A 14,041-nucleotide genomic window follows, 5' to 3' on the forward strand; every position below is an offset into this window, starting at 1 on the left:
CTCCAACACGTACCGTAAGCCGGTACCGACAAAGCGGTCTGGCTCGGGTGACGCGGTGTGAAGCCTTATGAGACGCTTCCTCCCCCCCCCCCCCCGGTCAGAACGGCAACTCTCGGGAAAGCCAGAGCGCGTTGGGACGTCCTGAAACGAGGGAAATTCATTCCCACTCGATGGTCGCCGGTGGCTTGCTCGATATGTCGTAGGTCACGCGGTTGATGCCACGCACTTCGTTGATGATGCGGCTCGACACTTTCTTGAGCAGGGCGTAGGGCAGTTCGGCCTGGTCGGCTGTCATGAAGTCGCTGGTCTGCACGGCGCGCAGCGCCACAACGTAGTCGTAGGTGCGGCCGTCGCCCATCACGCCCACGCTCTTGACCGGCAGGAACACGGCGAAGGCCTGGCTGGTCAGTTGGTACCAAGTCTTGCCTGTGGCGGGGTCGGTGAAGTTGTGCAGTTCTTCGATGAAGATCGCGTCGGCTTGGCGCAGCAGGTCGGCGAATTCCTTCTTCACCTCGCCCAGGATGCGCACGCCCAAGCCGGGGCCGGGGAATGGGTGGCGGTAGACCATCTCGGGCGGCAGGCCCAGGGCCAGGCCCAACTCGCGCACTTCGTCCTTGAACAGGTCGCGCAATGGTTCCAGCAGTTTCAGGCCCAGTTGCTCGGGCAGGCCACCGACGTTGTGGTGGCTCTTGATGGTGACGGCCTTTTTGCTCTTGGCGCCGCCCGATTCGATCACGTCGGGATAGATGGTGCCCTGTGCGAGGAAAGTGGCGCCCCGGTGCTCGGCGTTGTTGGCTTTGAGCTTGGCGGCCTCGGTCTTGAATACCTCGATGAACAGGCCACCGATGATCTTGCGCTTGGCTTCCGGGTCGCTCACGCCCGCCAGCCGGGACAGGAATGACTCGCTGGCGTCGACCCGGATCACCCGGGCTTGCAGCCGGCCTGCGAACATGTCCATGACCATGTCGCCTTCGTTCAGGCGCAGCAGGCCGTGATCGACGAACACGCAGGTGAGTTGCGCGCCGATGGCGCGCTGTATCAGCGCTGCGGCCACGGAGGAGTCCACGCCGCCCGAAAGGCCCAGGATCACCTGCTCGACGCCGACCTGCTGGCGGATCTGCACCAGCGCCTCGGCAATGTGGTCGCGCATCACCCAGTCGGGCCTGGCGCCACAGATGCCCAGCACAAAGCGCTCCAGCAGCGCCCGGCCCTGCACCGTGTGCGTGACTTCGGGGTGGAACTGCACGGCATAAAAGCGCCGTTTCTCGTCGGCCATGCCGGCAATCGGGCAACTGTCGGTGCTGGCCATGAGCGTAAAGCCCGGGGGCAACTCGGTGACTTTGTCGCCGTGGCTCATCCACACCTCGAGCATGCCGTGGCCTTCGGGGGAGGTGAAGTCGGCAATGTCGGCCAGCAGCGCGGTGTGGCCGCGTGCGCGCACGGCGGCCATGCCGAATTCGCGCTGTCGGCCGCTCTCGACCTTGCCGCCGAGCTGATGCGCCATGGTTTGCATGCCGTAGCAGATGCCCAGCACTGGCAGGCCCAGCGCGAACACCGCCTGGGGCGCCTTGTCGGTGCTGTCTTCATACACGCTGGCGTGGCTGCCGGACAGGATCACGCCCTTGAGCGAGCCGTCTTGGGCATACGCACGCAGCCACTCGTCGCTCACGTCGCAGGGCTGCACCTCGCAGTACACATGGGCCTCGCGCACGCGGCGGGCGATGAGTTGGGTGAGCTGTGAGCCGAAGTCGAGGATCAGGATTTTCTGGTGTTGCATGGTGCAGGCCGATCAGGCGGGGATCCGTCGCGGAGATCAATCGGCGCGGTAGTTCGGCGCTTCCTTGGTGATCTGCACATCGTGCACATGGCTTTCACGGATGCCGGCGGCGGTGATCTCGACGAATTCGGCCCGGTGGTTCATCTCCTCGATGCTGGCGCAGCCGCAGTAGCCCATGGCGGCGCGCACGCCGCCGGCCATCTGGTAGACGATGGAAACCATCGAGCCCTTGTAGGGCACGCGGCCTTCTATGCCTTCGGGCACCAGTTTGTCGGCATTGGGGTTGCCGGTGCTCGACTCCTGGAAGTAGCGGTCGGCGCTGCCTTGCTGCATGGCGCCTATGCTGCCCATGCCACGGTAGCTCTTGTAGCTGCGGCCCTGGTACAGGATGACTTCGCCCGGGGCTTCTTCGGTGCCGGCAAACATGCCGCCCATCATCACCGTGCCAGCGCCGGCGGCCAGGGCCTTGGCGATGTCTCCGCTGTAGCGGATGCCGCCGTCGGCGATCAGCGGCACGCCGGTGCCTTTGAGCGCCGTGGCGACGCTGTCGATCGCCATGATCTGCGGCACGCCCACGCCGGCCACGATGCGGGTGGTGCAGATCGAGCCCGGGCCGATGCCGACCTTGACGGCGTCGGCCCCGGCCTCGACCAGCGCCAGCGCTCCGGCGCCGGTGGCAATGTTGCCGCCGATCACGTCGACCTGGGGATAGTTCTGCCGGACCCAGCGCACGCGCTCGATCACGCCCTTGCTGTGGCCATGGGCCGTGTCGACGACGATGGCATCGACGCCGGCCCGGACCAGGGCCTCGACGCGCTCTTCGGTGCCCTCGCCCACGCCCACCGCAGCGCCCACACGCAGGCGGCCTGCGGCGTCGCGCGCGGCATTGGGGAAACTGGTCTGCTTGGTGATGTCCTTGACGGTGATCAGGCCCTTGAGCTCGAAGGCGTCGTTGATCACCAGGATGCGTTCGAGCTTGTGCTTGTTGAGCAGCGCCTTGGCCTCGGCCGGCGTGGTGCCGTCCTTTTCATTGACCGTGATCAGTTTCTCGCGCGGGGTCATGATCTGGTGGACCTTGACGTCGTAGCGCGTCTCGAAGCGCAGATCACGGCCCGTCACGATGCCAACCACCTTGCCGCCATCGCACACCGGAAAGCCCGAAATACCCAACTGCTCGGACAACTGCAGCACCTGCAGCACGGTGTGCCCGGGAGTGATTACCACCGGATCGCGCAGCACGCCCGACTCATAGCGCTTGACCTTGGCCACTTGCGCGGCCTGCGCCTGCGGCGTGAGGTTCTTGTGCACGATGCCGACGCCGCCCTCCTGGGCAATGGCAATTGCCAGGCGCGCCTCGGTCACGGTGTCCATGGCGGCGGACACCAGCGGCAGGTTCAGTTCGATATTGCGCGAGAGTTTGGTCGCAAGCGACGTGTCTTTGGGCAGGATCCGGGAGTACGCTGGCACCAGCAACACATCGTCGAAGGTGAGCGCTTTGCCAAGAAGGCGCATGAAAGAGGCTCCAAAAGCCGGATTGTATCCGCGCCCGAAACGCCCCCCACTGCAACAGCCTTGCCCGCCATGGCCTGGCCTGGCATGGGCGGGGGGTTTTGTATGCGGGCAAGGATTGGGCGCAGCCGGGGTGTCTGCGGTGCCCTGACAGGGGCCTCGGGATTGAAAACAGACCCGGCCTCCCTTTCGCTACGCTGACCGGATCAGCCCGGTACCCACCACCGGTCCATCACCACCGGTATTCCTGTGCCAGCCATGATGCAATCCATCATGGCGGATGAAAAGGCCATTGACGAAGTGGCCCGCAAGCGGGGCAACGATGCCCCATTGCGGCGTGATTCCATTCCCGAATCATCCGTGCACCTTGCCGGCTTCGCTTGCCATATATTCGTGCAGTCTGCGCTCCGCCTTCGCGAACGATTGGGAAATGGAATGAACCCTGATATCGAATGGCCTGGGCCGGAACGATCACCGGGCAGCAGCCAGCGCGGCCGCCAAAAGCACATCGGCACCAGCGGCGATATCCTGATCTTCGGCAAATTCCAGTTCGTTATGGCTCAGACCGGCGCGACACGGAATGAAGATCATCGCCGTGGGCGCAACCCGCGCCATGTTCAGCGCGTCATGGCCGGCCCGGCTCGGCAACTCCATATGCGAATACCCAAAACCCGCAGCGGCCTCGGCAATCTGCGAACGCAGCCCGGAATCGAACACCACCGGCGGGTAATACCAACTGTCCTCGAAATGCACCGCCAACCCGCTGTCGGTCGCCATGGCACGAAAGCGCTGCTGCAATGCGAAAACCACCGCATTGAGGCGGTGGGCGTCCGGGTGGCGAACATCCAGCACCATTTCGACGCAACCCGGCACCACGCTGTGCGAGTCCGAAGGAATGGCGAGTTTGCCAATCGTGACCCGGGCATCCGGGCCATGCGCCAGGCCAATCTCCCTGGCTGCCAAAATCATGCCCGCAGCCCCCACCAATGCGTCACGCCGGCTGTCCATCGCCAGCGGGCCGGCATGTGTGCTCTGGCCCAGCACGGTCACTTTGGTGTCGCGGATGCCGACAAATCCGGTAACCACACCGATCCCGATGGCTGCCTGCTCAAGAACCACCCCTTGCTCGATATGCAATTCGATATATTTTCTGACAGGAAGCGTCACCGGCCCCGCACCGGCATATCCAATCCTGACCAGTTCCTGCTGAACGCTCAGACCTTCCTTGTCCGTCTGGCGCAGCGCAAAATCCAGATCATGGGCCCCGGTGAAAACGCCCGACCCCAAAAGCGGCGGGCTGAACCGCGCGCCCTCCTCATTGGTCCAGTTGACCAAGTCAATCGGCGCTTGCGTGACCACGCGCTGGTCATCCAGCGTGCGCAGCACTTCCAATGCCGCGATGACGCCCACAGGCCCATCGAAGCGACCTGCCATGCACTGGCTGTCCAGATGGCTGCCAATAACCACCGGCGGACTATCGGAATGGCGCCCCGCCCGCCGCGCGAACATATTGCCGATCGGGTCCACCCTGACCGGAAATCCGGCGTCCATGCACCACCGCTTGAGCAAATCGCGCGCCTGCCGGTCCTTATCGCCGAGCGCCAGACGATGCATTCCACCCCTGGGGGTGGCGCCTATCGTCGATATCTGGTCCATGCTGCGCTTCAGACGCTCGCGATTCACTTTGAGCAAGGGCATCACAACTCCTCGAAGTTACATGCAGAGCAGGGTTTGAATATGCGGATATAAATCCGTTTTTTCTTCCAATCCAAAACCCGGCGCCCGGCCGGGCGTAACGCCGCCGTCCGCAATGCGGCACCCTGCCGTGTAGCCCCCGAATGGAGAAAACACCCCGGGGTAAGCCTCCGAACCGCCAAGTCCCAGACCGACAACGATGTGCAGGGCCATCATATGACCACCGTGCGGATGGACATCGCGCCGTGAATAGCCCTGCGCTTCGATCACGCCGATCATCTTCACGAATTCACCAAGCCCATAACTGAGACCCGGATCCATCTGAAACAGATCAAAATTTGGCCGCATTTGACCAAAATGAACCAGATTCCTTACATCGCTGACAGAAAACAGATTTTCTCCCGTGGCCAGGCGGTGCGGGTATTGCTCTGCAAGTGCGGCCATCAGCGCAAAATCGAGTGGATCACCAGCCTCTTCATACCAGCGCAAGCCGAAATCCTTCATGGCATGGCCATAAGCCAGAGCGGTCTGGAGATCAAAACGCCCGTTGGCGTCGACCGCCAGATCGGCAGGGTTTCCGACCACCTTCAGGGCCGCTTCGATGCGCGCCATGTCTTCGACGAGCGAGGCGCCGCCAATCTTCATTTTGAAGCGACCATACCCGAGATCACGGTAATGCTGTAATTCACCCTGCAAACGGCCTTGGTTATCTTCAGGGTAATAATATCCGCCGGCCGCATAGACCGGCATGGTCGGCCTGGGGATGACTCCAAAATGATTCGCAATGTGCTGCCATGCAGGCATGTGCTGCAATTTGGCGTTCAAATCCCAGACCGCGAGCTCGATCGCGGCGGCCGCATGGGCACGGTCACCATGACCGCCGGGTTTCTCGTTTTGCATGATGACCGACAGCACCCGCTGCGGATCGAACAGTTTCCCATCGTCCGTCAGCAGCAGTTGCGGCTGCGCTTGCATCAATCGCGGAATGAATCGTTCGCGCAGCAGGCCACTCTGGCCAAAGCGGCCTATGGAATCGAAGGCCAATCCCGCCACCGGCTTGCCATCTTGCATGACGTCGGTGATCAATGCCAACAGTGAAACGGTATGCCCGGCAAAATTGACGACAGAGTTCTTGATATTGGCTTGCAGCGGGATGGCCCGCTCGCGAATTTCGACGATGCGCATGGTCGGACTTTCGTCAAATCATGCGCAAAGCGATTTCCAGTGCGCGCACCCCGGCAACGATATCTTGCTCGGCAACCACCAATGGGGGATAAAAGTGCACGCTCAGGAGTGCGCCATCGCGGGCAACGCGGGCCAGCAGTCCGTTATCGTAGGCGATATTGCGCACGCGCCGGATCACGGCGTCGGGATCGGGTCGATCCGATATATCGACGATCACGCTGGACAACAGTCCAATGACGGAAAGATACCGCACCCTGGCCACTGCATTTTGCAAGCGCTGCAATTCACGCCGCAAAATGGGTTCCATGCGCGCGCTGTGCAGCACCAGTCGCTCGCGCTCCATGATATCGAGCACGGCCATCGCGGCTGCACACGCCACCGGATGGCCGGCATAGGTGTTCAGGTGCAGCAAAGGGGCATTTTTGAATACCTCCTCGACATGGCGTGCAACGGCCACTGCACCCATCGGCACATAACCCGAGGTAAGCCCCTTGGCAAAGGTCACGATATCACCGTGCACGCCAAAATGCTCGGCGCCGAACATGCGGCCGGTACGCCCAAAGCCGCACACCACCTCATCGATGATGAGCAGAATGCCATGGTCATCACAGAACTTGCGCAGGCGAACAAAATAATCGGGCGGTGGCACTTTGACGGCCTGGGGAATGGCAATCGGCTCGGCAATGACGGCCGCAACGGTTTCGGAGCCCTCGGCCATGATCAGACGCTCGAAATCATCAAGACAGGCCAGGGAGCAGGCATCGTTGAATCCGCAGTGACCGCAGCGGCCGGGCGAGGGCTGCGCGCCCTGGATGAATCCCTCGGGCAGCGGCCCGAACCCCTCCTTGAATGGCGCGGCCCCGGTTGCAGCAGATGTTGCCAACGTGGAGCCATGGTAGGAGCCATTGCGCGAAAAAATTTTCACGCGCCCGGGCTGGCCGCGGCGTCTGTGGTATTGGCGGGCGATCTTGAATGCCAGTTCATTGGATTCACTGCCACTGTTGGTAAATGAAAAAACAGGATCGTCGCACAACACCATTTTTGCCAGGCGTTCGCCCAGCGCTGCGGCATAGACATGCGAAATGCCCGCATCGAGCGCTATGAATTCAATATTGCGCACCTGCTGATGGATACGGTCGGCGACCTCCGGATGGCCGTGGCCGATCTGACAAGCCCCGAGGTGACTGCCGGCGTCCAGAATCCGGCGCCCCTCTTCGTCGATCACATAGGCACCTTCACCGCGCACGATCATCCTGGGGTAGGTGCGCGGATATTCCTGATCGAGTTTGGCGAAGTCAGCCAGAAAATGCCGTACATAGCGTTTGGCGTGATCGCGGCTGGTATTTGTCCTGTCTGGCATTACTGCGGTTTCGGCATCGGTCATGGGGTTTTTGATTTCAGTCGGTCAATGAAAAGGAAACACCTGCATCAGGTTTCAGGCACGCATCACAAAGGGGTCTTGCACCTCTTGACTGAGTTCGCACCAGATACTCTTGGTTTGCAGGTAGGAGTCGATCGCTTCGATGCCGTTTTGCCGACCGATGCCACTGGCCTTGTAGCCGCCGAATGGCGAATTGAAGCTCATGGCCCGATACATGTTGACCCAGACGGTTCCCGCCTGCAATTGGTTGGCCACCCGATGCGCCTGGCGAATATTGAGCGACCAAATGCCTGCTGCGAGACCAAAGCCTGTTCCGTTGGCCAGCGCGATGACCTCGTCTTCATCATCAAAGGGAATGACCGACAGCACCGGACCGAATACTTCGTTTTGTGCAATATAGCTCCCGGGGCTGACGCCCGTGAGAATGGTCGGGGTATAGAAATATCCCCCGGGAAACCCGTCTACCGCAGCGCGGCAGCCGCCATGAACCACTTGGGCGCCTTCATCGATGGCCCGGCGCACCATTGACTCGTCCTTGTCGAGTTGCGCCTTCGTTGCCACCGGCCCCATTTGCGTCGCGGGATCGAGGGGGTTGCCGATCCTGATATTTTTTGCCCGCTCGGCGAGTTCGGCCAGCAATCGATCGTGAATGCTGCGGTGCACGAACGCGCGCGAGCCAGCCACACAGGTCTGTCCCGCTGCGGCAAAAATACCGGCCAGCAGTCCCGCCCTGGCCTGGGCCAAATCTGCATCCGGGAACACGATATTCGCCGATTTACCACCCAACTCCAGAGTGACCTGCGCCATGCGCCGGGCGGCCCGCACACCGACTGCGCGGCCCGCCTCGACCCCTCCGGTGAAAGCGATCTTGGCAACCCCGCAATGGTCGATGAGCGCCTCTGCCGTTTCACGCCCACCGGTCACGACATTCAGAACGCCGCGTGGAAATCCGATCTGCTCGGCCAATTTGACGGCTTCGATGATTGACGCGGAGCTTACTTCGGACGGCTTGATGACGACGGTATTGCCCGCCGCAAGCGCCGGCGCCACCGCCATCGTCGTCAGGAAAAGCGGCGAATTCCACGGCATGATGACGCCCACCACGCCCAGCGCCTCCCGCCGCGTATAGTTGAGTACCGAACGCCGTTCGACCGGAATGACCCGGCCCTCGATCTTGTCTGCCAGACCACCATAGTAATAAAGCCAGTCGGGCACGATGCGCGCCTGCAGTACCATCTCGGATAGCAGCTTGCCATTCTGACTGGTTTCCAGTGCCCCCAGTTTTTCGGCATGCTGCGCAATGGCATCGCCCCAGCGCATCATCAACCGGCCCCGGCGCGTAGGCGACAGTGACGACCATTCGGCGCCCTCGAACGCGGCTGTTGCCGCCGCTACGGCATCCCCGACCGTATCTTGCGATCCCAAGGCGAACCGCCCCCACTCGGCGCCTGTCGTCGGGTTATGGGAGGGAAAGCTGGCGCCCCCCGAGTGTGTTTCACGACCTGCAATCCAATGTCCGTATGACATCGGGCCTTGTATGGTTTCGCCGTGCTTTGCATCAGTCATGCTGCATCCTTTACAAAAATCAATACCACGAATGTCCCGATTAGCTCTGTCTCAATTCAATGCGGTGGCTTTTATCGTTGGTGCCGGCAAAGAGCAGGGTCAGTGCAGCGCAGGCTGCAGCAGCCACCAGGTAGAAACTCGGTGCAACCTGGCTGCCTGTCGATTGGATGAGGTAGGTGGCGATGAATGGCGCAGTTCCACCAAACAACATGACCGAAGCGTTGTAGCCAATGGAAATGGAACTCGCCCGGACCGTGGTGGGAAACATCTCCGCCATATAGGCAAAAAGTGGCGCAGCACCGGCAGCAATGAGGATGGCCATGAAGGCGCCCCCGATCATGCCGGTGATCGGGGTATTGCCTTGTGCCAGCAGAAGAAAGGCCGGGTAGGTGACGACCATGAGTGCCAGACTGGCGCCAAGGATCACCGGGCGTCGCCCCACGCGATCCGAGAGCGCACCCCACATCGGCAGCGCGATGATATGAGCGATCAGGGTCACTGCCGTGATGGCAAATACCGAAGTCTGGTCGAATTTCGAGACGAGCCTGAGATAGGATGGCATGTAACTGAGGATCGTATAAAAGCCGACGCCATAGGTGAGCGTGGCCCCGAAGGCGACGGCAATCCATCGGGACTGTTGCATGATACTCGCCTTCAGCGGATTGGCCTCGGTTTTGGCTGCGCTCACCAATGCACGGAACATGGGTGTGTCTTCGATTTTGATCCGCAAATAAAGGCCGGCGGCCCCCAGCAGTAGCGCAATCAGGAAAGGGACACGCCAGCCCCAGGCGATCATCTGTTGCGCCGATAGATTCGCCGTCAAAATGGCCATCAGCAGGGCACCGAGCAGCAATCCCACGGCCGACGCTGCGGGCAGCAGACTTGAAAACAAGCCGCGTCGGCCCTGGGGGGCATATTCATTGATGAATGAGGATGCCCCCGCAATCTCGCCGCCTGCGGACAGTCCTTGAACGATGCGGCAGATCAGCAGCAAAACAGGTGCCAGCACCGACACTTGTTCATAGGTTGGCAAGATACCGATCGTGAAGGTCGCAACCGACATCAGCACGATGACGAATGCCAGACAGCGTTGCCGTCCGATCCGGTCGCCAAGGTATCCGAAAATCAACCCGCCGAGCGGTCGGGCGAAAAAGGCCACCGCGAAAGTGGCAAAGACCGAGAGCAACGCCGCAGTCGGATCCGATGGAGCAAAAAACACCACGGCGAGAATCGTTGCGACATAGGCATAAACGCCATAGTCGTACCATTCGACAAAATGACCGATGACCCCTGCGGTCATGGCGCGCCTGAGTGTGGCGGGGTCTGCCGGGATGCTCGGTGCGATGGTCTGTGCGGTGGACATGGGACAGTAACCTCTCTGTTGCGTTGAGCGATCATGGCGCCAAAAGATAAAACATCAATATTGTTGATCATTCTGTGGCCACTGTCAAGCGGAGCTACCCCAGTGGGGCCGGCATGCTGCTCGCCGCCGGTGCCAGGAGGGCCATCACGGGCAGGGCTTGCGAAGCCTCGGTCTGACCCCCAAGTCCCTACAATCGAGCGCCAGCGCTTTCCGGGGGTTTGTTGCCATGGTTCCGCATCTCATCACGGCCCTGACCGGGCCGATCAACGAACTCGAACAGCGCATCCTCGACTCGATGCCTGCCATCGAACGCTGGTTCCGCCTGGAATGGATGGAGCATCAGCCGCCGTTCTATACCTCGGTCGACATCCGCAATGCGGGCTTCAAGCTGGCGCCGGTGGACAGCAACCTGTTTCCGGGTGGCTGGAACAACCTGACCACCGAGATGCTGCCGCTGGCGGTGCAGGCGGCGATGGCCGCCATCGAGAAGATCTGCCCGGAGGCGCGCAACCTGCTGATCATTCCCGAGAACCACCAGCGCAATACCTTCTACCTGGCCAACGTGGTGCAGTTGCAGCGCATCTTCAACATGGCGGGTCTGAATGTGCGCGTGGGCTCGATCAGCCCCGAGATCAAAAAGCCCACCCTGATCAAGCTGCCCAACGGCGACAGCGTGACGCTCGAACCCGTGGTGCGCACCAAGCGCCGTCTGGGTCTGAAGGACTTTGACCCCTGCACCATCTTGCTGAACAACGATTTGCTGGCGGGGCCGCCGGGCATCCTGGAAGAGATTCACGAGCAGTACCTGTTGCCCCCGCTGCATGCCGGCCGGAGCGTGCGCCGCTTGAGCACCCACTTCAAGAATTACGAAGAAGTGGCCAAGCGTTTGGGCAAGATGCTGGGCATAGACCCCTGGCTCATCAACCCCATGTACAGCCAGTGCGCTGCAGTGGACGGCACCGGGGGCAAGGGCCTGGGGCAGTTGCAGACCACGGTGGACGCCCTGCTGGCCAAGGTGCGCCGCAAGTACAAGGAATATGGCATCAACGAGAAACCGTTCGTCACCGTCAAGGCGGACAACGGCCGTCCCGACATGGGCATCATGACCGTGCGCGAGACCAAGGATCTCGATGCGTTGCAGCGCAAGGTGCGCCACATGATGGTGTTCGGCAAGGACGGTCAGCCGGCCAGCGCGCTCATCGTCCAGGAGGGCGTTCTGACCCGCGAGCGGGTGAATGACGCGATAGCCGAGCCCGTGGTCTACATGATGGACCGCTATGTGGTGGGTGGCTTTTACCGCATCCACGCCGAGCGTGGCGACGACGAGAGTCCGCCGGATGCCGGCTTTGTGCCACTGGCTTTCGAGCACAGCACCCCGTCGCCCCAGTCCGGCGTTCGTCCCGGTGTCAGCGGCCCGAACCGTTTTTATATGTATGGCGTGGTGGCGCGCCTGGCCATGCTGGCGGCCAGCTATGAGCTGGAGGCGACCAACCCGGATGCCGAGGTGTACGACTGAGGTGACTTCCCCCGCCGGACGCGCGAGCCGGCGCCCGTGCAGCGCAGGCGCGCAGCACGGGCGCATCACGGGCGCAGCGCGAGCGCACAATAGCGCTCCTCAAAGCAACGGAGCCCCGTCCGACCCAGCGCGCCGGGGTGGTGGTCAGTGCAAAGTTCCAAGTCATCGCTCGCAGCGCTCACGCTGGGCGCCATCGGTGTGGTCTACGGTGACATCGGCACCAGCGTGCTGTATGCCGTCAAGGAGGTCTTCGGGTCCGGCCATGTGCCGTTCACCCAGAGCAATGTCTACGGCATCCTGTCCATCTTCTTCTGGACGCTGACGGTCATTGTCTCGCTCAAGTACGTGGTGCTGGTGCTGCGCGCCGACAACCATGGCGAAGGCGGCTTGGTCGCGATGCTGGCCCTGGCCTCCCAGGCCGTCAAGGACAAACCCCGTCTGCGCTCGGCGCTGCTGGCGGTGGGCATCTTCGGCACCTCGCTGTTCTATGGCGATGGCGTCATCACCCCGGCGATTTCGGTGCTGTCGGCCATCGAGGGGCTGGAGGTGGTCTCGCCCCACTTCAAGAAGTACGTGATCCCGATCACGCTGGTGGTGCTGTTTTGCCTTTTCGCCGTGCAAAAGCGCGGCACCGGTGGCATCGGCAGGTTCTTTGGCCCCATCACCCTGGTGTGGTTTGCCAGCATTGCCCTGCTGGGCCTGGCGCATATCCTGGGGCACCCCGAGATCCTGTGGGCCTTGAGCCCGCACCATGCGCTGGGCTTCATGTTCGCCAACCCGGGCACCAGTTTCATCATCCTGGGCGCCGTGGTGCTGTGCGTCACCGGGGCGGAAGCGCTGTACGCCGACCTGGGGCATTTCGGCAAGCGGCCCATCCGCCTGGCCTGGTTCGGCGTGGCCATGCCTGCGCTGACGCTGAACTACTTTGGCCAGGGGGCGCTGCTGCTGGCCGAACCCGGGGCGGTCCGCAATCCGTTTTACATGATGGCGCCCGACTGGGCGCTGATCCCGCTGGTGGTGCTGGCCACCATGGCCACGGTGATCGCCTCGCAGGCCTTGATCACCGGCGCCTTCAGCGTGACCAAGCAGGTGATACAACTGGGCTATCTGCCGCGCTTGGGCATACAGCACACCAGCGTGCGCGATACCGGCCAGATCTACATGCCGCTGGTCAACTGGGGGTTGTTCGTGGCCATCGTGCTGGCGGTCGTGATGTTCCGCTCGTCGAGCAACCTGGCGGCGGCCTACGGGATCGCCGTGACGCTGGACATGCTGATCACCACCACGCTGACCTTCTTTGTGATCCGTTACGGCTGGGGCTACCCGCTGGCGCTGTGTGTAGCGGCCACCGGCTGTTTCGCCGTGGTCGACCTGGCCTTCTTTGCCTCCAACCTGCTCAAGCTGTTCCAGGGTGGCTGGTTCCCGCTGATGATCGGTGGCATCGTGTTTGCGCTGATGATGACCTGGAAGGAAGGGCGCAGGCTGCTCAACGTCAAGCTGCGTGCCGACGCCCTCGATCTGAAGGATTTTCTGGCGTCGGTCTTCACCAACCCGCCCACGCGCGTCGAAGGCACCGCCGTCTTCCTGACCGCCGGAACCGGCGCAGTGCCCAATGCGCTGCTGCACAACCTCAAGCACAACAAGGTGCTGCACCAGCAAAACCTGTTCGTCACCGTGCACAACCACGAAACCCCGTGGATCGGGCTGGACAGGCGGTTGCAGATCGAGTCGCTGGGCCATGACTGCTGGCAGGTCGTGATCCACTATGGCTTCAAGAACGACCTGGACCTGCCGCGCGCGCTGGCGCTGTTGCGCGGGCGCGGTTGCGACATCGAGCCGATGAGCACCAGCTACTTCCTGTCGCGCGACACCGTCATCCCGACCATCGGCAGCGGCATGGCCCCCTGGCGCGAAAAGCTGTTTGCCCAGATGCACCACAACGCCAGCGGCGCCGCCGACTTCCTGCATCTGCCCAGCAATGCGGTGGTGGAACTGGGGTCGAAAATCGAAATATGACCCCCTGAACCGCCGCCGCTGCCCGCCCCGCAG

9 protein-coding genes are annotated in these 14,041 nt (G+C 62.1%); 2 read left to right on the plus strand and 7 right to left on the minus strand.

Annotated features, from left to right (window positions below; translation table 11 throughout):
* Positions 1 to 157: 157 nt before the first annotated feature.
* The 7 genes from guaA to VEIS_RS06105 form a co-directional block, all read right to left on the minus strand.
* Complete coding sequence (gene guaA, locus VEIS_RS06075; RefSeq protein ID WP_011809024.1) at positions 158 to 1,777, minus strand: glutamine-hydrolyzing GMP synthase; 1,620 nt, start codon at positions 1,775 to 1,777, stop codon at positions 158 to 160.
* Between the two features lie 36 nt (positions 1,778 to 1,813).
* Positions 1,814 to 3,289, minus strand: coding sequence for an IMP dehydrogenase (gene guaB / locus VEIS_RS06080; RefSeq protein ID WP_011809025.1), 1,476 nt, complete (start codon positions 3,287 to 3,289; stop codon positions 1,814 to 1,816).
* Positions 3,290 to 3,757: 468 nt separating this feature from the next.
* Complete coding sequence (locus VEIS_RS06085; protein ID WP_011809026.1) at positions 3,758 to 4,984, minus strand: M20 family metallo-hydrolase; 1,227 nt, start codon at positions 4,982 to 4,984, stop codon at positions 3,758 to 3,760.
* 15 nt (positions 4,985 to 4,999) lie between these two features.
* Positions 5,000 to 6,166 carry an enolase C-terminal domain-like protein gene (locus VEIS_RS06090; protein WP_011809027.1) on the minus strand — a complete coding sequence of 389 codons (1,167 nt, stop codon included), beginning with the start codon at positions 6,164 to 6,166 and terminating at the stop codon, positions 5,000 to 5,002.
* A 13-nt stretch (positions 6,167 to 6,179) separates the two neighbouring features.
* Entirely contained in the window at positions 6,180 to 7,550 is a 1,371-nt protein-coding gene (locus VEIS_RS06095; RefSeq protein ID WP_011809028.1) for an aminotransferase family protein, read from the minus strand.
* 51 nt (positions 7,551 to 7,601) lie between these two features.
* On the minus strand, positions 7,602 to 9,113 hold the full coding sequence (locus tag VEIS_RS06100; protein ID WP_011809029.1) for an aldehyde dehydrogenase: 1,512 nt from the start codon (positions 9,111 to 9,113) through the stop codon (positions 7,602 to 7,604).
* A gap of 40 nt (positions 9,114 to 9,153) precedes the next feature.
* Positions 9,154 to 10,476, minus strand: a complete 1,323-nt coding sequence (locus VEIS_RS06105) for an MFS transporter (protein ID WP_011809030.1) — start codon at positions 10,474 to 10,476, stop codon at positions 9,154 to 9,156.
* Positions 10,477 to 10,702: 226 nt separating this feature from the next.
* Between VEIS_RS06105 and gshA the strand changes: the two genes are divergently transcribed.
* Both gshA and VEIS_RS06115 read left to right on the plus strand, forming a co-directional pair.
* On the plus strand, positions 10,703 to 11,992 hold the full coding sequence (gshA, locus tag VEIS_RS06110) for a glutamate--cysteine ligase (protein ID WP_011809031.1): 1,290 nt from the start codon (positions 10,703 to 10,705) through the stop codon (positions 11,990 to 11,992).
* 147 nt (positions 11,993 to 12,139) lie between these two features.
* A complete protein-coding gene (locus VEIS_RS06115; protein ID WP_011809032.1) occupies positions 12,140 to 14,008 on the plus strand; it encodes a potassium transporter Kup in 1,869 nt (622 codons plus the stop codon).
* Positions 14,009 to 14,041: the final 33 nt, after the last annotated feature.

This window comes from Verminephrobacter eiseniae EF01-2 (assembly GCF_000015565.1).
Classification (GTDB): Bacteria; Pseudomonadota; Gammaproteobacteria; order Burkholderiales; family Burkholderiaceae_C; genus Acidovorax; species Acidovorax eiseniae.

What these genes read in the sequence shown, in the direction of transcription:
- guaA (WP_011809024.1), bottom strand. Translation starts at nt 1,777, where the DNA reads ATGCAACACCAGAAAATCCTGATCCTCGACTTCGGCTCACAGCTCACC.
- guaB (WP_011809025.1), bottom strand. Translation starts at nt 3,289, where the DNA reads ATGCGCCTTCTTGGCAAAGCGCTCACCTTCGACGATGTGTTGCTGGTG.
- VEIS_RS06085 (WP_011809026.1), bottom strand. Translation starts at nt 4,984, where the DNA reads ATGCCCTTGCTCAAAGTGAATCGCGAGCGTCTGAAGCGCAGCATGGAC.
- VEIS_RS06090 (WP_011809027.1), bottom strand. Translation starts at nt 6,166, where the DNA reads ATGCGCATCGTCGAAATTCGCGAGCGGGCCATCCCGCTGCAAGCCAAT.
- VEIS_RS06095 (WP_011809028.1), bottom strand. Translation starts at nt 7,550, where the DNA reads ATGACCGATGCCGAAACCGCAGTAATGCCAGACAGGACAAATACCAGC.
- VEIS_RS06100 (WP_011809029.1), bottom strand. Translation starts at nt 9,113, where the DNA reads ATGACTGATGCAAAGCACGGCGAAACCATACAAGGCCCGATGTCATAC.
- VEIS_RS06105 (WP_011809030.1), bottom strand. Translation starts at nt 10,476, where the DNA reads ATGTCCACCGCACAGACCATCGCACCGAGCATCCCGGCAGACCCCGCC.
- gshA (WP_011809031.1), top strand. Translation starts at nt 10,703, where the DNA reads ATGGTTCCGCATCTCATCACGGCCCTGACCGGGCCGATCAACGAACTC.